The following is a 23,131-nucleotide window of genomic DNA, read 5'->3' as shown; positions in this document are numbered from 1 at the left end:
GGCAGTGGTGATGTCAGCTATGACGCCATCGGTGACGCCGATAACGCAAAGGCCGCCGCAGATCTCTGGGCTGCGCTCACAAACGGCCATACCCCTTATAATGAAGACGTTATGCCTTTGATAGAAACAACAAGCGAAGAACTTTTCGATCTTGATCAGGTTGCCTGATCCCTGAAAGACAAAAGGCCCCGGTTTTTTCGCATGCGAAAACCGGGGCCTTTTTACGTTTTGACCTGTGCAGAACCTGATATCAGAATCTACCGCGCAGCCAGCCAGGCGCGCAGGTCTTCCTGCAGGGCGGCATCCACCCCCGCGCCCGACAGCGTCAGACGCCCCTTGCCGGCCTTCAGCCAGACACCGGGTGCAACAGGCGGCTGAGCGGCCTCTGCCGGCGCTCTCCCGCCGCTCAGGGCGGCCTCCAGCAGCTGACGCTCCTCTGCAGCGCTCTGCGCCGCACTGCGGCGCAGGTCTGCGCTCAGACGGGCGGCAAAGCCGTCCTCTGTCTCAAGTGCTTTGGCCAGACGCAGGCCCAGATGCTCGGGGATGTCGCGCGCAAACCGCAGCACATCATCGAGATGCGCGAAGACCACACCAAAACTGTGGATCTTGGAGCGTTTGGACGGGCTGACCGCCGCAAAAAGGGCTTTGACGGCGTCCCGGGCGTTGTCAAACGCGCCCTGCTCTGCGGCACGCGCCGCGATATGGGCCCGCTCGTAAAAGCTCAGATCCGCCCGGATCTCGTTTTCCTCGACCATGGCCACATAGGCCCCGGCCGCTGCCTCAGGCGTACGGAGCAGACAGGCCACACGGGCAAAACGGTCCTCGCCGGTGCTGTCCCGCAGCTGCTTCAGCGCCGTCAGACGCCGCCAGCCCGAAATCAGCCCGTAGCGGTCCGGGCCCAGCAAGACGACCTCGATGGGGGCTTGCTGGCCCCGCGCCTCAAGGCTGGTGACCAGCGCCTGCAGCTCCCCGGCATCCATCGCGGTGCGGTCGCGCACCAGATAGTCCTCGGCCACCTGATCCAGCAGCACCCGGATAATCATCCGACCCTGCGCGCGCGCGTCCTGCATCTCCTGTGCCAGATCCTCCAGTGCGGCCGTAGCCGAGGCTGCACCCGCCATATCCGCGATCGGGGCAGGGGGGCGGCGCATCCCCATCATACCGCCGGCTCCCATATGTGAGCCTGTGACGGGGGTTTGAGCCGGATCCGGCGGGCTCAGCCGTTTGCGTTTTGCCATTGGCCCTCTCCTTATTCCGCAGCCGCTGTGGGGGGGACGGCCCCGGGGTTTTCTGCAATACCGTCAGATTTCTCCCTCTGCGCGATCTCATCAGACTCTTTTGCCTGCGCGATTTCATCGCGACGCCAGGCCCCCAGCAGCAGCTGCTTGAACCCTGCATAGGTCTCGTCGAATGTGGCACGCCCCCGCACATAGGTCTCGCGGTTGAAATCGCGGTAATCCGCCTCGTAGATGCCATTCACGCTCTCGCCGGCCTGCCCGATGAGCGCCGTGAAATCCTGGCGGTAGGGTGACAGCACCGGCCCCATATAGGCCTGCATCAGGGCGGCCATCTCGGCCTGCTGCGCGCCGTCATACCGGGTGATCACCGTGCGCACCGCATCCCATTCAAACCGCAGCCCCTCGCGCCCCAGCGCGCGGGCCGCCAGGTTCTCGCTCTCCTCAATCGAGGAAAACGTCGCATGCAGCATGTCGAAAAACCGCCCCGTACTGTCAAACTCCACAAAAGACGCCCCCAGCGGCACCAGCAGGATATCTGCCGCCGCCAGCCCGTTGATCGTCAGATAGCCAAGGGCAGGGGGGGTATCGAGGAAGATGAGGTCATAGTCATCCAGCACCCCATCGGCCTCCAGCACATCTGTGAGCGCGTCCCAGAGCTTCCAGCCGCGCGCTGCCATCCGCCAGACGGGGATCTGGAATTCCGACCAGTAGAGGTTCAGCTGCGCGCCGATGATATCGATATTGGGCCAGTGGGTTTTCTGAATGACATCGCCCGTGCTGACCTTCAGTGCCTCTGAGAGCGTCTCATCGAGCGGCTGCGGTGCCTCGCCCCGGTCTGCCCGGCGCTGGTTGTCGGCTCTTACATGCTGCGCATAGTGGCGCGCCAGCAGCGGAAAGACCGTCTGCCATTCATCCTGTACCTGGGCCCCGAAAATCGACGACATGGAGCCCTGGCTGTCCAGATCGATCACCAGCACCTTATAGCCATCAAGTGCTGCAGACATGGCCAGATGGGCACAGGTGGAGGTCTTGCCCACGCCGCCCTTGAAGTTGGCCACCGCGACAATCTTTGCCGGCGCGCCTTCGGGACGGTAGGGCAGGTATTCCTTGGCCCTGGACCCCTCGGCTCCGAAATGCGCCCGCAGCCGCAGCACCTCATCCAGGGTGAACCATTTGGCCCCGCCGTCGGTTTCGGCCCGGCCCTGTGGCAGATCGGGATTGTTGCGCAGCACCCGCCGGAAATGGGCGGGGGCCACAGGAATGAGATATCTGGTAATCTCCCAGGTGGAGAAAAGGCGCAGGGATTTCTGGCCTGTCTCATCCATGCCCCGGCTGGCCAGATCGGTGCGCCCGTTCAGACAGGCCGCCGCGATCGCGCTGAACTGACCGGTGCCCGAAGGTGCGCCCAGCGACGACAAAGCCGCATCCGGCGAGATGTTGAAATAAGGGGGAAGTCCGGTACTGCTCATGAACCGCGCTCCGATGTTATATGTTTTCCCTCAGATACCACAAAAGGTGTTACACGCCAAGGAAATGATTACTTCCTGTCTCTTTTCTAAGGAAAATACCCGTCTTTTCAGATCCTTCGCGGGTGCCGGTGCGGTGTGCCTGCAACAGGGGTCTGTTATATATGGGTTATAAGACGTTACAGGTCTGTGTACCCAAGTCAAACCTGCTGAAATCAAAAGGCTTTCCGGGCTTTCTGACAGCTGAGCTGACTCTGAACCCACGATAAAACGACTCTGATCCCCCGAAGCAGCGATTCCGATCCCCCGATAATTATCCACAGGTGGCTGGACGGAATCAGGCGGCTCGCCTAGCGTGGGTGTCACTGAAACGACGAACCTGCATCAGAGCCCGCAAAGGGCCGCGCGGGACGGGCAGCACACGGGCAGAGACAGGCAATGATCACATTTTTCGCGGCGTGGGCGTGGCCCCGCAGGACGGGCCCATGAGCACGGGCGTGACAGCGGGCACGGCAGATTTCTTTGTCTGCGATTTTCTGGCCGTGAGCCCGAAACATGATCTGGCGAGCATGGAGCATCCGCTGTTTTCGCTCTCCACCCGGCCTGACCGGCGCATCCTGAGCTATGCTCATAACGGCCATGAGATCACCGTGACCCCCAGCGTAAAGGGGCGGGCGACGATCTTTGATGCGGATATTCTGATCTTCTGTATCTCGCAGCTGATGGCGGCGCTGAACGCGGGCCGGCCTGTGGCGCGGACCCTGACCCTGACGGCGCACGATCTGCTGCGCGCGACAGGCCGCGAGACCTCGGGCGACAGTTACCGCCGCCTGCGCGAGGCTTTCGAGCGGCTTGCCGGTACCCGCATCACCACCAATATCACCACCGGGCCAAAGGACGACCTCATCGAGACCACCACAGGTTTCGGCCTCATCGAGAGCTGGGAGATTGTGCGCCGCACCCGCGCAGGCCGGATGGTCAGTGTCAGCGTGACCCTGTCGGAATGGCTCTACCGGGCGGTGCTGTCGAAATCGGTTCTGACCCTGAACAGAGACTATTTCTCTCTGCGCAAACCGCTGGAGCGGCGGATCTATGAGCTGGCGCGCAAACACTGTGGCCGCCAGCCGGAATGGCGGGCCTCGGTTGAGGTGCTGCTGAAGAAATCCGGCTCGGCCAGCCCGCGCCGGGTGTTCCGCGCCATGCTGCGCGAGATCATCCGCGCCGATACCATCCCCGACTATCAGCTGGTGGAGGAACCCGGGGACATCATCTCCTTTACCCCGCGCCATGCGGTCATCGATGCCGCCGATGCGCCGCTGCTGGCACCGGAGACCCTGGAGGAGGCCCGCCGCACCATGCCCGGGTATGACGTATACGCCCTGGTGGCCGAATGGCAGGGCTTCTGGGCCGATACGGGCCGCAAACCCCTGCGCAATCCGGACCGCGCGTTTCTGGGCTGGCTGGCGCGCCGTTAAGCCTGTTTCGCATGCGAAAGAGACAGCTTTTGCACCTGCGCGCCCACTGGCCTAAGAAAGGTCACAAAAGCCGGTCATAGCCCGGCGATGCCCCTGCCCGAGTGAAGGACACCACAGCCCCTATGCCCCTGCGGACCGCTTCTGCCCTTAACGGAATTGCCCGGGCCTGTTTTCCGGGTCTGACACCCGGCACGCTGCGCCTGCGCGGCCGGCTCATTCTGGCGGGCCTGCGCAACCCCGGCCTGACAGCCCCTTTTGTGGACCCTGCACCCGGCTCTGCCCTGGCGCGGGTCCTGCAGGGCCGGCCCGAACTGCCGGGGATCCTGGTCTGGCCCTATCAGTCCGCACACTGGGAGGCCCCTGCCCGGCTGGAGCGCATGGCCGCCCATTACACCGAGATCGACCGCCTCGGCGCGCCGCTGATCTTTGAGGCGGATGAAAAGCTCGTGGTCACCGATCTGGATGAATACCACCCGGGCCTGCGTCTGGTGGTGGACCAGCCGCGCTGGTTCATGCGCGAGGGCGGGCTGGTGCTGAACATGTTTGTGGGTGATTTCCGGGCCTTTTCGCTGGCCTTTTCGCTGGGGCGCGGTGCGGACGGGCGGCTGCAGGCGGTGATCGGCGGGCTGCAGGGGCGCAACGCCGAAGACGCCCTGGCGCTTTACCGCGATCTGACAAAGGCCCTTGCAGGGCTCAGGCCGCGGGATTTCCTGCTCGAGGCCTTCCGCATGCTCTGCCGCGCCTGGGAGGTGCAGGAAATCCTGGCCGTCACCCAGGCCGCGCGGCACCACCAGCATCCCTATTTCGGCGAAAAGGACCTGACCCCGGATTACGATGCGATCTGGGATGACCGGGGCGGCGCGCCGCTGGACGCGTCTTTTTACAGCCTGCCCGTAGACCCCGAAATCCGGGACCTGGCCACGGTAAAGCCGAAAAAACGCTCGCTCTACCGCCGCCGCTTTGCCTTTCTGGACATGCTGGAGGACCGGCTGGCCGCAGATCTGGCCGCCGCCACCCCTACCCGTTTCACCGATACCTGAGGCTTTTTATGCTGCTGACCCGCCAGGACCAGAAACTGATTGCCGCGATCCACGCGGTTCAGCGCAGCCGTGACAGGGGCGGGCTGCTGGCCCGCCTGGCCTCTGTGCCCGCCCGTCTGCGGTATATGTTCTGGACAGTGATCAGCGCCTCGGACATCCACCGCGATGCCCGCATCCACGCCAGCGCGCGCTTTCCGCATCTGACCGGCGTGGTCATTCACCGCGATGCGGTGGTGGGGCGCGAGTGTCTGATCATGCAGCAGGTCACCCTGGGCCAGGGCGCGGAAAACGGCGCGCCGGTGCTGGAGGAAGGTGTCTATATCGGTGCCGGGGCCAAAGTGCTGGGCCCCATTACGATCGGGGCCGGTGCGCGCATCGGCGCCAATGCGGTGGTGCTGCAGGATGTGCCCCCGGGCACCACAGCCGTGGGCGTGCCGGCGGTGATAAGAAAGCGCTAACGCAGGCTGTTGCGCAGCACCACGGCCCAGAGCTTCCAGGACGCCGGTGACAGCGGCGCGCGCGCCAGACTTTTGCGCGCATAGGTCCGGGCGGTGTCCACATGCCCGGCGCCGAGCGCCCACCAGGCCCATTTGCGCATCACATCCAGCTCTGTGGGTGGGGCAGGGGGCGTATCAGGGGCGGGCGGTTCCGGCAGGCCACGGCGGGCACAGGCCGCCTGCAGTGCGCCCCGGGCCGAGGTGATCTGCTGGTCACGCTTTACCACGCTCAGGCTCTGCAGGTGCAGGCGGTATTGTACCAGCACCTCCGCCAGGTTCGCCAGTTCCGTGACTTCTCCCAGCCGCAGCCACAGGTCATAATCCTCGCAATAGGGGTAATCCTCGCGGTAACCGCCCGCGCTGCGCAGGGGCTCTGCGCGCATCATCACCGCAGGATGCCAGAGGCCCGGACCCCCGGTTTGCAGATGAAAGGCCTCCAGCCCTGCGTGATCTGTCGGCGGACTGAAAGACATCAGGGGCCGGTCGTCAGCATCGATCCCGTCCACAAAACTGCCCAGCACACCGACCCGTGGGTGCGCATCCAGAAAAGCCACCTGTTTTGCAAACCGCTCGGGCAGACAGATGTCATCGGCATCCATCCGCGCGACCAGATCGCCCCGGGCCGCGGCCAGCAGGCCGTTCAGGGTCCGAACAATCCCTTTGTTAGGCTCTGATGTGACGCGCAGGCGGGCATCCCGCGCGGCATAGTCCTGCAGGATTGCAAGCGTGCCGTCGGTGGAGCCGTCGTCATGCACTAGCAGCTCAAAACCGGTAAAGCTCTGGGCCAGTACGCTGTCGAGCGCGGGCCTCAGCCAGCGCTCTGCATTGCAGGCTGGGATCAGCACAGAGAGGCGTGGCGCGTCAGACATTACCGGGCAGCACGTATTTGCCGGGCGGCGGGCGGCGGATGGCGCCAAAGACCAGCAGTTTCCAAGCATCAGCGGACAGGGGATCGGTCTGCACCGCCTTTACCGCATAATGCCGCCAGGTGTCGCGAAAGCCCCAGCGCCAGCCATCCCAGCCATAGCGGATGTAATAGGCCCGCCGGGAAGCGCGGGAGCCGTCGGGGCGGTAGGGGATGTGATCATAGCTGCCGGTCACCCCGCGCCGCGCCCAGGCATTCTCGCAGGCGAGGCGCGCCAGCTGGCCTTGCAGGCCTTGGGTCGCGGTACTGACGCTCTGGTCATGGATCCGGTAGCGCAGCAGAATGTCCGGTAGATTGGCGATCTGCCCGACCTCTGCCAGCCGTAGCCACATGTCCAAATCCTGGCTGCGGCGGAATTCCGGATCATAGCCGCCCAGATCGCGCAGGGCCTGTGTCCGCACCATCGCAACCGGCTGCAGCAGCGAGGTGAGACCACGGATGTTAAGCTGGTCGATTTCGTCGTGATCCAGCGGCAGGTCTGATGGAAAAATGGCCCGCCCACCGCCATCAATGGCCAGCCAGTTGGCACCGAGCAGAACGTGATCAGGACGTGCGTCCATGAAGGCCACCTGTTTTGCGAACCGCTCGGGCAGACAGATATCATCAGCGTCCATCCGCGCGATGAATGCGCCGCGGGCTGAAGCAATCAGCTGGTTTATGCAGGGCACAATCCCTTGATTAGGGCCTGTTGTCGGGATGATACGCGGGTCACGGGCCGCATATTCCTGCAAAATGTTCCATGTTCCGTCCGTACTGCCGTCATCGTGCACGAGGCATTCGAAATCGGTAAATGTCTGCGCTAGGATACTGTCGAGTGCGAGTGCTAGGAAATCCGCACTGTTATAGGCGCTCATGACAACAGAGACGCGAGGAGTGGCAGCGGTCATCCGATTTCTCCTGTAAAGGCGGGCCGGGGCGGGCGGCGCAGTGCACCCAGCACCAGCAACTTCCATGCCTGTACCGAGGTTGGGTTGGTCTGTACAGCGCGCAGCGCATAATGCCGCCAGGTATCCCGGAACCCGAAATGCCAGGCCTTCCAGCCGTATTTCACGTAATAGGCGCTGCGCGACGCGCGGGTCGGCTCCAGCCGCCAGGGTTTGTGGTCAAAAGAGGCATTCACCCCGCGGCGGGCCCAGGCATCTTCACAGGCGCGCCGGCAGGAGGCGCTCTGTTCTTCCTGTTTCAGGGCGCTGACGCTCTGATCATGCACCCGGTATTTCAGCAGCACGTCCCCCAGATTTTCGATCCGCCCGACCTCGGCCATGCGCAGCCACAGATCAATATCCTCTGCATGGGGACAGCTGTCATGATATCCGCCCACAGTCTCCAGTGCGGCCCTGCGCATCATCACACTGGGATGTTCCAGGGCGGTCACGCCGCGCAGGTTATTGTCATCGATGCTGTCATGCCCCTGAGGAGCGGTATTGACCGCGATGGGCCGTCCTGCGGCGTCGATCATCAGCGTGGAGGTGCCCAGGAGCACATAATCGGGGTTCTGGTCGAGCCATGCGACCTGTTTGGCGAAACGCTCCGGCAGGGCGATGTCATCGGCGTCCATGCGGGCGATCAGATCGCCCTGCGCGGCGTCGATCAGCTGGTTCAGGGTCGCGATAAGCCCTTTGTTAGGCTCTGATGTGAGCACCACACGCCTGTCCCGCGCAGCATAGTCCTGCAGAATGGCCAGCGAGCCGTCGGTCGAGCCGTCGTCATGCACCAGCAGCTCAAAATCGGTAAAGCTCTGCGCCAGGATGCTGTCCATGGCTACGCCGAGCCAGGTCTCTGCGTTGTAGACAGGCAGCAGGACGGAAACGCGCGGGGCCATTACTGCTCCTCCAGCACGTATTTGCCGGGGGGCGGGCGGCGGATGGCGCCAAAGACCAGCAGTTTCCAGGCGTTGAGCGAGAGCGGATCGGTGGTGACCGCCTTGAGCGCATAGTGCCGCCAGGTGTCTCGGTAGCCCCAGTTCCAGGCGTCCCAGCCGTATTTGAGGTAAAAGTCCCGCCGCGAGGCCCGGTCCTCCGTCATCCGCCAGTCCTGATAGTCAAAGCTGGCCGTTACACCACGCCGCGCGCAGGCATCGGCGCAGATCTCGCGGATGCATTCACGCTGCCGGTCGTTGTTTTTACCGCTGATGCTCTGATCATGCAGGCGGTATTTCAGCACGATGTCCGGCAGGCTGGCGAGGCGGCCCGCTTCGGCCATGCGCAGCCACAGGTCCAGATCCTCGGCGGTGTCGCGGCGCATGTCATAGCCGCCGACCTGGCGCACCGTTTCGGTGCGCATCATCACCGCCGGATGGCAGATCGCGCCGGTACCACGCAGGCTGTAGTCATCCAGGGTCTCGTGATCCCGGGGCGGAAATTCAGGGGCAATATGGCGCCCGGCCTCATCGATAAAGATGATCGCCCCGCCCAGGAGCACATAATCGGGGTTCTGGTCGAGCCATGCGACCTGTTTGGCGAAACGCTCCGGCAGGGCGATGTCATCGGCGTCCATGCGGGCGATCAGATCGCCCTGCGCGGCGTCGATCAGCTGGTTCAGGGTCGCGATAAGCCCTTTGTTAGGCTCTGATGTGAGCACCACACGCCTGTCCCGCGCAGCATAGTCCTGCAGAATGGCCAGCGAGCCGTCGGTCGAGCCGTCGTCATGCACCAGCAGCTCAAAATCGGTAAAGCTCTGCGCCAGGATGCTGTCCATGGCTACGCCGAGCCAGGTCTCTGCATTACAGACAGGCAGCAGGACGGAAACGCGCGGGGCCATTACTGCTCCTCCAGCACGTATTTGCCGGGGGGCGGGCGGCGGATGGCGCCAAAGACCAGCAGTTTCCAGGCGTTGAGCGAGAGCGGATCGGTGGTGACCGCCTTGAGCGCATAGTGCCGCCAGGTGTCTCGGTAGCCCCAGTTCCAGGCGTCCCAGCCGTATTTGAGGTAAAAGTCCCGCCGCGAGGCCCGGTCCTCCGTCATCCGCCAGTCCTGATAGTCAAAGCTGGCCGTAACGCCACGGCGGGTCCATGCGGCCTCGACCACCTGACGGCACAGATCGGCCTGTTCGGTCTGGGTCTGTGCGCTGAGGCTCTTGTCATGCATCCGGTACTTCAGCAGCACATGCGGGATATTGGCGATCCGTCCGGCTTCGGCCATGCGCAGCCACAGATCCAGATCCTCGGCGTTGCGCAGGGCCGGGTCATACCCGCCGGCGGCGTCAACAGCGCTCTTGCGCATCATGGCACAGGGCTGTGGCAGCACCAGCAGCCCCTTCATATGGCGCGCATCAATGTCTTCATGGGTGATGGGTACCTTGTTGGGCCCGATGATCCGGCCGTCCCCGTCCATTGCCAGAGTCCAGCCACTGATCAGCACGTGATCGGGGTGCGCATCGAAAAAAGCAACCTGGCGCGCAAAACGGTCGGGAAGGCTGATGTCATCGGCATCCATCCGGGCAATGAATTCACCGCGGGCCTTTGCGATCAGCCGGTTCGGCACCACCCCAACCCCCTGATTAGGGCCTGATGTCACGATCATCCGCCCGTCGCGCGCAGCAAAATCCTGCAGTACCGCCAATGAGCCGTCGGTCGAGCCGTCATCGTGGGCGAGAAATTCAAAGTCAGTGAAGGTCTGATCTAGGATGCTCTGCACCGCCTCCGCCAGCCAGGGGGCGGCGTTGAACACAGACATTACAACCGAAATGCGCGGCTGTTCAGGAGAGGAGTGAGATGTCATAGCCGAGCTCCCTCATCAGTTTGCGTGTGAACCGCCAGGTGATGAACTTCTGCCAGAGCGTCATGTCCTTTTGCCAGCCGGTGGCCCCGCGGACCCGGGCAAACCCGCTGGGGTCCTTTTTGCGGGTCTGTTCGGTCTTGCCGGTCTGCCCGGCCTCATAGGCCTGCAGGGTCGCGCTGATCTGCTGCCGGCTCTCGTCAGGGATCAGAAAGGAGATCATGCGGGCCAGCGCGGCTTCGGTGTCGGCGACAGCGTCCTCGTACTTCAGCTCAAGCACCGGCAGATACGGGTGCTGCGCACGCCAAGTGCGCATGGCCAGATTATGTTTGCGCCACATCAGGGCCGCCAGGCGCGGGTCAGTCGGGGCCCAGTGGTCCCCCCAGGTGTTGCCCGCGTGGATCAGCGAAGACGTCACCGCACGGCTGTCGCGGGTCAGGAAGATATAGCGTGCATCGGGAAAGAGGTTGTGAATCTCATTCAGAAACAGCGCGTTGCTGGGGGTCTTTTCCAGATGCACCAGGGCTTGGGGGTTTTCGGCATAGAGCCCGGCAAAGATCGTGCGCCACATGCCGCGGTACATATCGTCAAAGGCCTGCTGATCCATATAGGTCAGCGGGCCCAGACCCCGGGGGCTGTCGAGCTGTTTCTGAGCTTCCCAGCGGGTGCCGGAATAGTTGCCGAAAAAGTGGCTCTCCTCGCCGCCGCAGATCAGGTCATGCGACTGCAAAAGGCGCTGCACCCAGGTGGTGCCGCTGCGCGGGGCGCCGACAATAAAACAGATCTGCGGATCAGAGCCCGAAGGCGTGCAAAGAGCGGTCATAGGAAACCCGGTGTAACAACATTCAGCGTATAGACATAGAACAGTCCCAGAAAGCCCAGGACGGCGGCATCAAGGCGCAGACCCGCATGGCCGCGTTTCCAGGCCAGGAATGCCGAAATACAGTGCACAAAGAGATTGGCGACACCGATGCCGACAATCATGCCGATCACATCACCAACGAGGTATCCCGACATCACAAAGAAGATCCGCAGCGCGGCAGAGCTGGTCATCACCGCCGCATGGCTGCGGCTGTCACCGACGGCCAGCAGCGCATTCTGATAGGGCATGCTGAGGGTGGCGATGGCGCTGTTGATGGCCATCAGCGACAGGAACACCCCGGCCTGGGCATAGCGAGGGTCATAAAGCAGATCGACGATGAACTGCCCCAGCAAGGAAAGTGGCACAAAGACCGGCAGGACCATGCATACCAGCCCGATCCGGATTTTGCGCAGGGCGCGTGCCATGTCCTGGGGCCGGTCACGTCCGACCTGTGACAGGGCCGGAAATCCGGCGCTGGACAGCACCCGTGCGATGATCTCGCCTGGGGCCCAGGCCAGCAGGTTCGACAGGGACAGAAAACCGATGGTCTCAATGGGCAGCAGCAGGCCCTGCACCGCAGTGATGCCGCGCCCGCCGAGGTGGTGAAAGAGTGTGCCCAGCAGAATCCAGCGCCCGAAGCCCAGCATCTCGCCCACCGAGTTCTTCTCCAGCCGGAACCGGTGCGGGAAGGGCGGAAAGAGTTTGAAACTCAGGATCACGTTGAGGATCGCCGAGACGATCGTGCCGATGGCAATCGCCCAGACCGACTGCAGCAGCCAGGCCATCACCGCGGTGGTCACGATGGCGATGACCTGCACCACAGTCTCTACAATCGTCAGCCGCCCCAGAAACAGCTTGCGGTTCATGGTGGCGATCGAGATGGATTTGCAGCTGCGGATCGCCACGCCAAGGCCCAGTACACAGATCAGCGGAAAGAGCACCGGCTGGTCATAAAGCTGCGAAACAGGCCAGGACAGCAGGCAGGCGAAAAAGGCAATGCCAAGGCCGCGCAGCACCTGGATGGTCCAGGCGGTCTGCAGAAATTCCCTGTCCTCGCCGCGGTCGCTGCGGATGACCGAGGCCTGGGTGCCCACGTCCGACAGAATGAGCAGCGTCCCCGTAACCAGCTGTGCCAGTGTCAGCAGGCCAAAGATCTCGGGCGCCAGCAGGCGCGTCAGGATCAGGTTCGAGACCAGCCGCAGTGATTTCTGGAAGCCAAAACCCAGCACGGTGATGGCCGAGCCGCGCAGCACCATGGCCTTCAGGCCGCTTCCGGAAAAGTTCGCGCGCAGGGCAGAAAGGGAGGGTAAAGGCACTTTATCTCTCAGTCAGGCGTCGCCTGCTCCGGTTCCTCGAAAGTCGTCCAAAATCCCCGGCTGAGCTATGGCAGGAAACGCGCGCCTTAATCAAGACAATTCAGGCGCGCGGGACCGTATGTGCAACGGGGGGTCTGAGACGGCTCAGGATCAGTTTTCAGGGATAAACCTGGACAGGGGCGGGCGCAGTTCCTCCAGCACCCCAAAGAGACGTGCCTCGGCATCGGCGTCATTCTCGTCGGCCCCGATCACCGTGGTCAGGCGCACCAGGGCGCCATCGGTGCGTCCGGTGGTGATCCCGTCCATCATCAGCCAGAACTTGGCGGCGAAATCCCAGGCGATCCGGCGGCCCTTCTGTTCAAACCAGTAGAACACCATCATGCGGGTCTGACCCTTCTGGATGATGGCCTGGTTGATCTCATAGGGGGTGTCCGCCTGCAGCCTTTCGGTGATGTCCGTCCGCTCCAGCCAGGCAATCTCCCAGCCGGCGCCGGGCAGGCAGATTTCAGGCGAATGCACCCCGCCTTTGCTCTGATCGGCATACCAGGCCATGAACAGGCCGACCGTATGGGGGTCGTTCTCGCTGGCCAGGGTGACCTGATGATAATCATCGGCGGCAAGGCTGGCCTCGACACCGGCCGACAGCTTCTGTGCCGGACCGGCCTGGCGCCAGTCGCCGAGCTGGCGCGGGAAGAGCACGAAACTGTCGCGGTCAATCTCACCCTGACCGCGTTCCGGCATGGCCTGATAGGCAAAAACAGCTGCCAGGGTGAGCACGGCTGCGGTGATCATTGCCGCAGAGGGCTGCAGGTACCTGATCCGCATGGCCTGGGTGCCCAGCCCGTCGGTGTCCAGATCAAGCGCGTCGACCACAGACATCTTTTTGGGCTGGAAGAACAGCATGATGCGCGCCAGCAGGAACAGCAGGATGATACAGGCGATAAAGATGACCCAGCCTTCGAAGAAGTGGGTGAAGCCCTCAAGCCAGCCGACGCCGAAGCGGTCTGCCAGCAGGCCGGCAATGGCGATCCGGACAGAGTTCATCAGCACGGTGATCGGGGCTGCGGCCAGCAGCAGCACCGCCTTGTGCCACATCGGGCCCTTATAGAGCACCGCAAAGATGTAGGAGAAGCTGAGGATCGGGAAGAGATAGCGCAAACCCGAACAGGCCTCGGCCACGTGCAGTTTCAGCACCCCCAGATCAATGATGTTGCCGTCCAGAAACACCGGAACAGAGAGCAGTTTCAGAAACCACACTCCCAGCTCGGACGAGATGAACTGCAGCACCGTGGACATCTTGTAATAGAGTACACCCGGCAGCGGCAGCATGTAGACAAGGTGCAGCACCGGCGGCCAGAAATGTTTGCCCGTCTTCCAGCCAAAGCTGATCAGCAGGATGCCCCCGACCCAGAGGATCGTGGCATAGGCAACGATATCGTTGATGTTGGACATCCGGCCCAGCGTGCCAAAGGCCAGCGCGGCCAGCAGGACAGTGACCCCGACCCAGCGGTCGCGGATGGGGCCGGGATTGACGGGCACTTCCTTGAGCTGGCGCAGAAAGAGCAGGCCGGACAGAACAGGAATGAGCGGGCCGTGGCTGTATTCAGGCAGCTGCCAGGCTTCGAGCAGCGCATCCAGGCCATCGATAAAGAACAGGCAGGCACCTGCAGTCGCGACCAGAAACCAGAACATGCCCCAGGTCATAAACTGCCCGATGAAAAGCGGTTGCCGGGCGCTGCTGTCAATGGAAGACATCGTAATGTCCTTTCTGAAAACTCATAAACTGAAACCGTAGCCTTACCTTATCGCGGAACTATGCCGGAAACCGGCGGATTTCGCTACGGTAACCGTGCATCCTGACGAAAACTTTATGCCCGAAGCCCTCAGAATGCCACCGTCTGAGCCGGGTCCTGTGGCAGATGGCGGGGCATCCGGGCGGGCTGTGGTCTGCATAAATACTCTCTGACAGGATCGGTCCGTGGGGTTCAGCGGGTCTTATTGCACATATTTGTCGAAAATTTGTCTGTTAAACCGTGACAGGGTTAAACCTTGGAAACGCGCTCCATGGAGAGGCCGCGCCGCGCGATGGCATTGCGGGTATCGATCACGGGACAGCCCAGCTCCAGCAGGGTGGCATAATCAATGGCGTCATGATCCGTGGCGATCAGCACCGCATCAAAATCCGTCTGCGGGACCGCTTCGGCGGGCAGGGCCGTCCGGGAGGTGAACTGCCGGTATTCGCGCATCGGCGGAATTTCCGGCACATGCGGGTCGAGATAGGCCACTTCGGCGCCGGCCTCATCGAGCAGCTGCATCAGCTTCATCGAGGGGCTTTCGCGCATATCAGAGACGTTTTTCTTGTAGGCCACGCCCACCAGCAGGATACGCGACCGGCTCAGGCCCTTGCCGCAGGCCCGGTCGAGCACCGCGCGGGTGCGGTCGATCACATGGTGCGGCATGGCGGTGTTGATCTCGCCTGCAAGCTCGATAAAGCGCGTGGGCACCTCATATTCGCGGGCTTTCCAGGACAGATAGAACGGGTCGATCGGAATGCAGTGTCCGCCCAGACCGGGCCCCGGGTAAAAGGGCATAAAGCCAAAGGGTTTGGTGGCCGCCCCGTCGATCACTTCCCAGACGTCGATATCCATCTCGTCAAAGACCAGCTTGAGCTCGTTGACCATGGCGATATTGACCGCGCGAAAGACGTTCTCGGTGATTTTCACCGCCTCGGCGGTGCGGGTGGAGCTGACACGCACGACCTTGTCGACAACCCGTTCGTAAAAGGCAGCGACCAGATTTCCGGCCTCCGCGCCGTCCCCGGCCACGATTTTCGGGATGGTGGCGGTGTTGAAGGACGTATTGCCCGGATCCTCACGCTCGGGCGAGAAGCCGACAAAGACCTCTTCGCCCATCTTCAGACCGCTGGCCGCCAGCAGGGGTGTCAGCACATCATCGGTGGTGCCGGGAAAGGTTGTGGATTCCAGCACCACAAGCGTCCTTGGTGTCATATGCGCCGCGATTGTGCGTGTTGTCGTCTCTACATAAGACAGATCAGGCTCTTTCTGGGCCGTCAGCGGGGTCGGCACGCAGATGATGATCACGTCACAGCTGGACAGTTCAGAGAAATCCGTGGTCCAGTCAAAGCGGCCGGCCCCGACGGCCGAGGCCAGAGAACTGTCGCTCACCGCGCCGATATAGCTTTTACCGGCAGACAGCTGTTCCATCTTGCCCGGGTCCACATCGAACCCCGTCACTGGAAACCCGCGTGTGGCAGCGGTGATGGCCAGCGGCAGGCCCACATAGCCCAGACCGATCACGCCCACACGGGCTGTCTGGTTCTTTATGGCGTTCATCAGAGACATCGGATTGTCCTTTAATACCTGTGGGACTCACTGAAAAATACATGCCAGGCAGCCCTGAAAGCCCCGGTCAGGATGTTCGTTTGGCAATAATCACATCATTTAGCAAGACTATGTCCGAATGATGAACAGATTCAGGCCTGCACGCAGGCCACCCTTGCAAAAAAGATGTGCCCTCTGCACAAAGCCCCGGTATCCGGTTACCTGAAAGTCTTTTATTATGTCTGACCCCCGTACCTTTGTTGTCATTTCGCCCTGCCGGAACGAGGCCGATTTCATGCGCCGCACTCTGGACAGCATGGTCGCCCAGACCGAACGGCCCACGCTCTGGGTCATCGTCAATGACGGCTCTACGGATGCAACGGGCGATATTCTGGTGGAATATGCGGCCGAGCACGACTGGATCCGTGTGCTCGACAAACCCGACCGCGGCCACCGCGCAGTGGGCCCCGGTGTGATCGAAGCCTTCTATTTCGGGCTCGATACGGTGGCCCTGAGTGATTTCACCTATCTGTGCAAACTGGATCTCGATCTGGATCTGCCTGCGGGATATTTCGCCGGGCTGATGGACCGGATGGAGGCTGACCCCCGCGTTGGCACCTGTTCGGGCAAAGCCTATTTCATCGACGCTGCAGGCCGCCGGGTCAGCGAGAAGATCGGCGACGAGATGTCGGTGGGGGCCTCAAAGTTCTTTCGCAGAGCCTGTTTTGAGGACATCGGCGGCTTTGTCCGCGAGGTGATGTGGGACGGGATCGACTGTCACAAGGTGCGCCAGCTGGGCTGGATCGCGGTGAGCTGGAATGACGAAGAGCTGCAGTTCGAGCATCTGCGGCCCATGGGGTCCAGCCAGGTCAGCATCTATACGGGCCGCCGCCGTCACGGGGCGGGGCAGTATTTCATGGGCTCTGATCCGCTCTATTTCATTGCCACGGCCATCAACAAGATGCGCCACCCTCCTTATGTGCTGGGCGGTCTGGCAACGCTGCAGGGGTTCTTCGGGGCGATGCTGCGCGGGGACAAACAGCATGATGATCCGGAACTGCGCACCTTCATCCGTGCCTACCAGCGCCGGGCACTATTGGTCGGCAAAGCGCGTGCCGTAGCCGAAATAGAAGCAAAATATGGTCAGACCTAGTTACTGCGAAGTGATGTTCTGTTTATTACCTTTACCTTTGGCGTATTTTTTGGTCGCAGAGTTGGCTATTGCTAGGTACACCTCTGGCCGTCCCAGCAGAATACTGACGAGTTTTTTCAGAAAGCCTAAGAACTTTGTCGAACGTTGCTACTTATTGCATTTGCCGACTTTGCCTCGATCTAGCCCCGAGCAGGGACACTTCCGGTAGCATAGCATTGGAGAACAGGCTAACCATAAACGCCGGACATTTCAGGGGAGCAGGTCAAGAGTAGCTTAAATCACACCAGAAACTGTCCAAGGATTGGGGAGTAGCTCAGTAGAGCCGCCCAATGTGTTGAGATAGTTCACTGTTCTTTCAGAGTCAGCTTGCTCTACGCAACGCAAAAAAGCCTGACATTGGGTCGCTGGCGGAAGTTAGGGTGCAGCCAGAAGCGTGGCAATACGGCTGTTGAGCCAGCAGAAAAAAAACCCAATCGTCATCCGTGGAGCCACCTTTGACATAGCCCGACCCGATGACAAACCCCTGCCTGCCTCTTTTAGCAAAGCGGCGATCCGACGATAACCGTAGCGCCCATACTGGTACGTTAGTTCGATCATATCGGCCACTAGGCGACCTTCGTCAGCCCGCCCAACCGGCAAATGCCTCTGGGTTGAACGATGCTGCCCCAAGACACGGCACGCCCGACGCTCTGAGATGTGGAACCGGCTTCGCACATGCTAAATGCAGGCACGGCGACGCGAAGGGCTCAGTAGTTTCCCCGTGCAGCTTTTGACAGTATGAGCTTGTCCAACGTCAGGTCCGACACGGCTCTTCTCTGCCGTTCATTCTTCTTCTGAAGCCGTTTGAGTTCCTTCAGTTGGTCGGTTCCCATACCGCCATATTGCTTGCGCTAGCGATAGAAGGTCTGTTCCGTTATCTGCACTTGCCGGATTGCATCAACGCGTGGCATTCCCTAGCCGTACAGCACCTCAACCTGCCGTAACTTTGTGACAATCTCTTCCGGCTTGTGTCGCTTGATTCCCATATTCGATCCTCCGTTTCTTAAATATACGGGCGGATCAACTCAGTGGGGGAGGATCAGAGTTCGAGCACTTCTTTAAGAAACGCTGCGCGGTCTTCGTGCATTCTCGTATGAGTCCAATTTTTTGCAGCCGCCAGCGCCTGCACCCCCATATCCTCCAGGGTCTGCTGTGCGTCAACAGCCTTCTGAAACAGATCTGCCAGTGCCCGGGCGTCATCTTTTTCAAACAACCAGCCTGTTTCCTGTTCTGAAACAAGTGTCTCTATCCCGGGGGTTTTGCTGGCAATACAGGGAACGCCTTGGCTGAAAGCGTCAAAGACGATGCGTGGCTGCTCTGGTTTTCGGTTGGCAATGATAACGGCTTCATATCCGCGCAAGGCGCTCAGAAAGGGCGCGCCATAATCCACGGGCGGCAGAAATCTGACCGTCACACCAGAATGGGGGTCTTGTGCAAAGGCGCGGCATGTCCCGGCCATGTCGCCTGTCCCCATGACGGTGATCTCAAGCTGTGGCACGGACCCAGCCGGCTGTGCGCATGAAAATATCCGGATCGCCTCCAGAACCGTATCTACACCTTTGTCCGCCACAAGCCGGGCCGGAAAAAACAACCGGGCAGGGCCCTGACGTTTCGGTTGCATGTTTGCATGGGCGCGGGGATCAAGAATGTCGACGTCACTGACCCAGACCGCGGGGGCGATATGCACAGGGGTGCCGCGATCCCTGTCGGAAAGCACGTCTTGGTACCATTTCTGGGTGAATATATGGGCATCTGCATGTCGCAGGCAGTGCCGGACCATCGCCATATTGAAGTGGTGTGACGCCCATTGGCGTAGGGACGGGCGCTGGTTTTCTGCCTTCATCCAGAAGGATGATTCAATCACCATAATCCATTTGAAAGATAGAAAAGGGCGCAACAGAACAATGTAGTAGGACAGCGGAAAGGCCCATCCTGCCCCCCCTGAATGTACGATTTCTGTACTGCGCACCGCGTGCAGAACGCGCCGGAAGTTAGGCAGTAGGTTGCGCAGCACAGATCCCCAGCCACCGTCCGGTGCAAGGGCGATGACGTCTTTGCTGTCCAGACCTGACACGGGCCTGATATTCCCGGGGGCGGCCTCTGCCGGCAGCACCGGGCAGCAGATCCGGAAGCCTGGAATATAGCTCAGATGTTCAGAGAGATCCTTTTCCCACAGATCGCCCGCATAACAGGTCCCACCCGGTCCGGAATAGAGCGGGATGCGGGTGAAAAGTGTATAGGTCCCGGCAATCATGGGGCCCGGGCGGCTTGGATGAGGGCGGCTTCAAACCGGTCTGCCGCGTCAGACCATGAATAGGACAGAGCAAAGTCCTCGCAGGCCTGAGACATTTGCTGCCATGCGCTGCCATCCATGGTGGCAATCTCTGTAATGGCTGCGGCCATGGCCTTGGCATCCTCATGTGGTACAAGGCGGCCACGCGCCGGGGTGACCAGTTCCGGGGCAGCGCCGACAGGTGTTGAAATGACGGGGGTACGGCAGGCCATGGCCTCTAGGATCGGTAGGCCGAACCCTTCGATCCGGCTGGGAAACAGCCAGGCGTCACAGCTGCTGTAGACCTCTGCCAGTCTGCCGTCTTCGGGGCGGAACGAGAACTCTGCGCCCGGGCCTGTCAGCAGGTTGTTTTCGGGTTTCCAGAAACCATAAGCACGTACTTTCAGGTCAGGCAGTATGGTGCGGGCTAGTCTGATCGCGTCAAAGGCGATATCCATGCCCTTGGAATGCACATCGCGGTACAGCAGCCCGACCGCAGGCGGATCCTGCTGCTGGCGCGGTTTTGCGTGGAACAGATCAGTATCAACAGAATTCGGCACAATATTGATCACGGCCTCTGCATTACAGTCGCGGATCATCCGGCTCAGGGCCTGGGTCAGTGTGATAAAATGAAAGGGAAGCGCCCAAGTTTCTGAGATTTTCTCAATCTCCTGACCTGCAGCCCCGTAGTCCTGCATGAAATACGCCTGTTTGCCTTTGTCAGGGGTGAAGGTCCGGGCCCAGAGTGCTGTTTCCCACCAGGTGGCCACAACAACATCGGCAGGCGGGACATGGCGGTTCTCAATAACCGGTACATCCAGCACCTGATGATCCAGGCCCGTGCCGTCGATATGTGACGGAATATGATCAAGCCTGGTGATCCATCCTGTACCTTTGATCACAGACCTGACCTGCTGGTGCCATGTCGGTTGGGCGGTTTTAACTGATATCAGTCTCACTTTATGGCCCCGAGCGGCCATAGCTTGAGCGTAGAGGGCAATAACACGGATGCCACCCGACATATTAACCTGCGGTAGGAGAAAGGTGATGCGCATGTTCAGGACATTTTTACTTTACAGAAAAACTCAAGCGTTCTGACGATCACATGGGCGCTGTGATCAGAAAACTTGCAATCAACTCGGTGTAAATAACCTATCTGATGTTTTAGTTATCATATCCTCTCCTATAATTATTCTGATATCTCTGCAAGGATTGCACTGAAGTGGTCCCAGAAAACTGGACAGTCGGCTAAGGTGTATCCCAAACCTTTGAAGGGATACGAGAATAGCGAAACGCCGGAAGTTTACAGACTAGTTTAAGGCGAAGGTGGCGCTGGAAGCGCTAGGCTGTGGAACGCATGGCGGACGTGTTCTCCCGCGGTGGCAAGCCTGAGGGGCCGACTGAGGCGGAGATCAAGGAATTGCACGCCAAGATCGGGAGGCTGGCGGTCGAGAACGATTTTTGTCGGACGGGCTCAAAAGGTGAGTCCGGCAAAGAAACGCGCCACGATCCAGCGAAATCACCCCGATTTGAGTATCTGCCAGCAATGCAAATTGGTGCGGCTGTCGCGGTCGGCGTTCTACTACACGCCGGTCGGGATCGACGCGGACACGCTGGCGATGATGAAAGAGATCGACCGTGTGTTCACCAAATATCCGTTCTTTGGGTCACGTCAGATCGCGGCCTATTTGCGCCGGAAAGGGACGGCCATCGGACGGCACCGGGTCAGGCGCCTGATGGCCAAGATGGGCTTGGAAGCGATCTACAGACGTCCCAGAACGAGCCGGCCTCACCCGCGGAACCCGGTCTACCCGTATCTACTGAGGAAGATGCATATCGACCGGCAAAACCAGGTTTGGTGCGCCGACATCACCTTCGTGCCGGTCAGGAACGGCTTCCTGTATCTCATCGCGATCATGGACTGGGCCTCCCGTAAGGTCCTGAGTTGGCGGCTATCGAATACAATGCACGCTGACTTCTGTGTCGATGCGGCGAATGAAGCCATCGCCAGACATGGGCCACCCGAGATAATGAATGCGGATCAATGCAGCCAGTTCACCGGTTCGGCCTAGATCACCACGCTGACCGAAGCAGGCGTGCGCATCTCGATGGACGGTCGAGGCCGCTACCTCGACAATATCTTTATCGAACGTCTGTGGCTATCTTTGAAACAGAAAGCGATCTACCTCGAAGAGATCGACGACGGCTTCCAGGCGCCAAAGGTCGTCAAAAACTGGATGGCATTCTACAACACCGAGCGGCTTCATTCCGCGCTTGATCGGCGAACGCCGGACGACGCATATTGGGCGGGCTCAGAAAAGCAGACGGCAGCATGAAACCTAAACCCGATACACCGTAGAAACGCTGCAAAACTGTCCGAAAACGTGGGACCTCTTTAATTGTGCTGTGTGAGCGGTGCATTAGATCGTGCGCTGCAACCAAAATTCAGCACAGTAGAAAGTTTCGATGCGAAAATGTTCCGCTAAAATGCCAAACACATCTGGTCTTGGTATTCATAGAGAAGAAAACCAATTTTTATGTTGTAGTTATATCATCATTGGGGCGTATGGCGCCGGCAGGTGCGGTACCGTCGAACAGGCTAGCCAGCCAAGCAACCTCTTTTGACAGGTTGTACTCTGCCTCTATATGTGATCGGCCTGACTGTCCCATATATTCACACTTTTTTGGATCGTCTAGCAAGGTGATCAGGGCAGCACTGAAGGCCCCGACATCTCCAGGGGGAACCACGTAACCGTTTTGGCCGTCGATAACCAGCTCTGGTATCCCAGCAACGCGCGTAGCAATTACTGGAAGACGACTGGCCATAGCCTCCATCAGAACTACAGGGACGCCTTCGGCAAAACTGGGTAGCGCAAAGATATCCGCCTGTGCCAGCTCGGCAGTAACTTCAGGCTGCGATAGGTATCCGGTAAAGCGTACAGCTCCGTCACAACCAAGCGCTTTAGAATGAGCCTCGATATCATGCCGTTCTACCCCATCGCCCACTAAGATCAGTTCTGCATCTGGATGGGCTCGCTGGGCCAGTGCAAATGCTTCGAGCAGCACGCGTACTCCTTTGACGGCGGCTAGACGGCCTACAAAGATAATCCGTTTTCGCGCTGGTGCTGCAGTTTCCTTGTCATATCGGTCCAGCGTTACGGCACAATGCACAATGCGGAGCTTAGTCCAGTGTATCGGATCTGAAAAGATCATGCCTTGACTGCGGCAGAAATGACTTATGCAAGCTACGAATTGCGCGCGCGCGATCTTTTTATCTATTCGCCATTTCAGGGGTTCAAAGAAGATTGCTGGTCCATGCATCGTGTAGCTGAATGGTACGTTTGAAATCGCACTTGTCAGCATTGCCACACTGCAACTGGAATTGCCGAAATGGTTGTGCAGATGTGTAGCACCAACATGGCGCAGATGGTATGCTAACACTATTGCCTCAACCAGATAGAAAAGCTGGTAGAACAGGGCTCTTAGCCCTGGTGGCCTGATAGACCAAGCAAGGCTGACAGCGTGCCAAAGCGCCTTCGGTCGCCGAAATACTCCGAAAAGTGCCGGAAACAGTATGCTAGGGCGACGGGCAGCCTCAAGCACATAGAATGTTGTGGCTGCAGCATCCTGTTCTTCGGCGCCCCGGCGGTGCTCGGGTCCTGTACAGCGGATGGAACAGGTGGAAACCTTAAATCCTTGCGCTCGCAATTCTACAACTTCACGCTGAATAAAAGTATGAGAGATGGCGGGGTATTCTCCAGTCAGATACACAATGTGCAAGAAAACCTCCC

Annotated in this window: 18 protein-coding genes and 2 pseudogenes; 5 read left to right on the top strand and 15 right to left on the bottom strand. The window is 60.3% G+C overall.

Annotation, left to right across the window (positions count from 1 at the left end):
* Positions 1–257: 257 nt before the first annotated feature.
* Both Q1A34_RS21335 and Q1A34_RS21330 read right to left on the bottom strand, forming a co-directional pair.
* The gene (locus Q1A34_RS21335; RefSeq protein ID WP_300039420.1) at positions 258–1,238 is read right to left on the bottom strand and encodes a ParB N-terminal domain-containing protein; all 981 of its coding nucleotides are present in this window, start codon (positions 1,236–1,238) and stop codon (positions 258–260) included.
* Between the two features lie 11 nt (positions 1,239–1,249).
* Positions 1,250–2,707: an AAA family ATPase gene (locus Q1A34_RS21330; RefSeq protein ID WP_300039418.1), complete on the bottom strand. Its 1,458-nt coding sequence runs from the start codon at positions 2,705–2,707 to the stop codon at positions 1,250–1,252.
* A 482-nt stretch (positions 2,708–3,189) separates the two neighbouring features.
* Here Q1A34_RS21330 and Q1A34_RS21325 point away from each other — a divergent pair, with 482 nt between their 5' ends.
* The 3 genes from Q1A34_RS21325 (at position 3,190) to Q1A34_RS21315 (ending at position 5,677) form a co-directional block, all read left to right on the top strand.
* Positions 3,190–4,179, top strand: a complete 990-nt coding sequence (locus Q1A34_RS21325; protein WP_300039416.1) for a replication initiator protein A — start codon at positions 3,190–3,192, stop codon at positions 4,177–4,179.
* A 122-nt stretch (positions 4,180–4,301) separates the two neighbouring features.
* On the top strand, positions 4,302–5,219 hold the full coding sequence (locus tag Q1A34_RS21320; RefSeq protein ID WP_300039414.1) for a DUF535 family protein: 918 nt from the start codon (positions 4,302–4,304) through the stop codon (positions 5,217–5,219).
* Between the two features lie 8 nt (positions 5,220–5,227).
* Positions 5,228–5,677 carry a serine O-acetyltransferase gene (locus tag Q1A34_RS21315; RefSeq protein ID WP_300039412.1) on the top strand — a complete coding sequence of 150 codons (450 nt, stop codon included), beginning with the start codon at positions 5,228–5,230 and terminating at the stop codon, positions 5,675–5,677.
* Here Q1A34_RS21315 and Q1A34_RS21310 read toward each other — a convergent pair.
* The 9 genes from Q1A34_RS21310 to Q1A34_RS21270 form a co-directional block, all read right to left on the bottom strand.
* Positions 5,674–6,585, bottom strand: coding sequence for a glycosyltransferase (locus Q1A34_RS21310; RefSeq protein ID WP_300039410.1), 912 nt, complete (start codon positions 6,583–6,585; stop codon positions 5,674–5,676). The two genes, Q1A34_RS21315 and Q1A34_RS21310, sit on opposite strands and share 4 nt — an antisense overlap.
* Complete coding sequence (locus Q1A34_RS21305) at positions 6,578–7,528, bottom strand: glycosyltransferase (protein WP_300039408.1); 951 nt, start codon at positions 7,526–7,528, stop codon at positions 6,578–6,580. The genes Q1A34_RS21310 and Q1A34_RS21305 overlap by 8 nt, the downstream gene beginning before the upstream one ends.
* The gene (locus Q1A34_RS21300; RefSeq protein WP_300039406.1) at positions 7,525–8,463 is read right to left on the bottom strand and encodes a glycosyltransferase; all 939 of its coding nucleotides are present in this window, start codon (positions 8,461–8,463) and stop codon (positions 7,525–7,527) included. Before Q1A34_RS21300 ends, Q1A34_RS21305 begins: the two co-directional genes overlap by 4 nt.
* Complete coding sequence (locus Q1A34_RS21295; protein WP_300039404.1) at positions 8,463–9,401, bottom strand: glycosyltransferase; 939 nt, start codon at positions 9,399–9,401, stop codon at positions 8,463–8,465. The genes Q1A34_RS21300 and Q1A34_RS21295 overlap by 1 nt, the downstream gene beginning before the upstream one ends.
* A complete protein-coding gene (locus tag Q1A34_RS21290; protein ID WP_300039402.1) occupies positions 9,401–10,360 on the bottom strand; it encodes a glycosyltransferase in 960 nt (319 codons plus the stop codon). The genes Q1A34_RS21295 and Q1A34_RS21290 overlap by 1 nt, the downstream gene beginning before the upstream one ends.
* On the bottom strand, positions 10,338–11,180 hold the full coding sequence (locus Q1A34_RS21285; RefSeq protein WP_300039400.1) for a sulfotransferase: 843 nt from the start codon (positions 11,178–11,180) through the stop codon (positions 10,338–10,340). The genes Q1A34_RS21290 and Q1A34_RS21285 overlap by 23 nt, the downstream gene beginning before the upstream one ends.
* Positions 11,177–12,535 carry an oligosaccharide flippase family protein gene (locus Q1A34_RS21280; RefSeq protein WP_300039398.1) on the bottom strand — a complete coding sequence of 453 codons (1,359 nt, stop codon included), beginning with the start codon at positions 12,533–12,535 and terminating at the stop codon, positions 11,177–11,179. Before Q1A34_RS21280 ends, Q1A34_RS21285 begins: the two co-directional genes overlap by 4 nt.
* A gap of 150 nt (positions 12,536–12,685) precedes the next feature.
* Positions 12,686–14,290, bottom strand: coding sequence for a VPLPA-CTERM-specific exosortase XrtD (xrtD, locus tag Q1A34_RS21275; RefSeq protein ID WP_300039396.1), 1,605 nt, complete (start codon positions 14,288–14,290; stop codon positions 12,686–12,688).
* A gap of 287 nt (positions 14,291–14,577) precedes the next feature.
* Positions 14,578–15,897 carry a nucleotide sugar dehydrogenase gene (locus Q1A34_RS21270; protein WP_300039372.1) on the bottom strand — a complete coding sequence of 440 codons (1,320 nt, stop codon included), beginning with the start codon at positions 15,895–15,897 and terminating at the stop codon, positions 14,578–14,580.
* A 217-nt stretch (positions 15,898–16,114) separates the two neighbouring features.
* Here Q1A34_RS21270 and Q1A34_RS21265 point away from each other — a divergent pair, with 217 nt between their 5' ends.
* Positions 16,115–17,029, top strand: a complete 915-nt coding sequence (locus Q1A34_RS21265) for a glycosyltransferase (RefSeq protein ID WP_300039370.1) — start codon at positions 16,115–16,117, stop codon at positions 17,027–17,029.
* Positions 17,030–17,554: 525 nt separating this feature from the next.
* Here Q1A34_RS21265 and Q1A34_RS21260 read toward each other — a convergent pair.
* The 3 genes and pseudogenes from Q1A34_RS21260 to Q1A34_RS21250 form a co-directional block, all read right to left on the bottom strand.
* Positions 17,555–18,054 (bottom strand): annotated as a pseudogene (locus Q1A34_RS21260) (transposase); the annotation flags it as partial.
* 53 nt (positions 18,055–18,107) lie between these two features.
* Entirely contained in the window at positions 18,108–19,322 is a 1,215-nt protein-coding gene (locus tag Q1A34_RS21255) for a glycosyltransferase (RefSeq protein WP_300039368.1), read from the bottom strand.
* Positions 19,319–20,242, bottom strand: a complete 924-nt coding sequence (locus Q1A34_RS21250) for a glycosyltransferase family 4 protein (protein WP_300039366.1) — start codon at positions 20,240–20,242, stop codon at positions 19,319–19,321. Before Q1A34_RS21250 ends, Q1A34_RS21255 begins: the two co-directional genes overlap by 4 nt.
* Before the next feature lie 424 nt (positions 20,243–20,666).
* On the opposite strand from Q1A34_RS21250, the pseudogene Q1A34_RS21245 reads away from it, so the two are divergent.
* Positions 20,667–21,676, top strand: a pseudogene (locus Q1A34_RS21245) (IS3 family transposase).
* A 199-nt stretch (positions 21,677–21,875) separates the two neighbouring features.
* Here Q1A34_RS21245 and Q1A34_RS21240 read toward each other — a convergent pair.
* On the bottom strand, positions 21,876–23,111 hold the full coding sequence (locus Q1A34_RS21240; RefSeq protein WP_366942877.1) for a glycosyltransferase family 4 protein: 1,236 nt from the start codon (positions 23,109–23,111) through the stop codon (positions 21,876–21,878).
* Positions 23,112–23,131: the final 20 nt, after the last annotated feature.

This window comes from uncultured Roseobacter sp., from assembly GCF_947491795.1.
In the GTDB taxonomy this organism is placed as follows: Bacteria; Pseudomonadota; Alphaproteobacteria; order Rhodobacterales; family Rhodobacteraceae; genus Roseobacter.
This window is presented reverse-complemented; position numbering and strand designations above follow the sequence as displayed.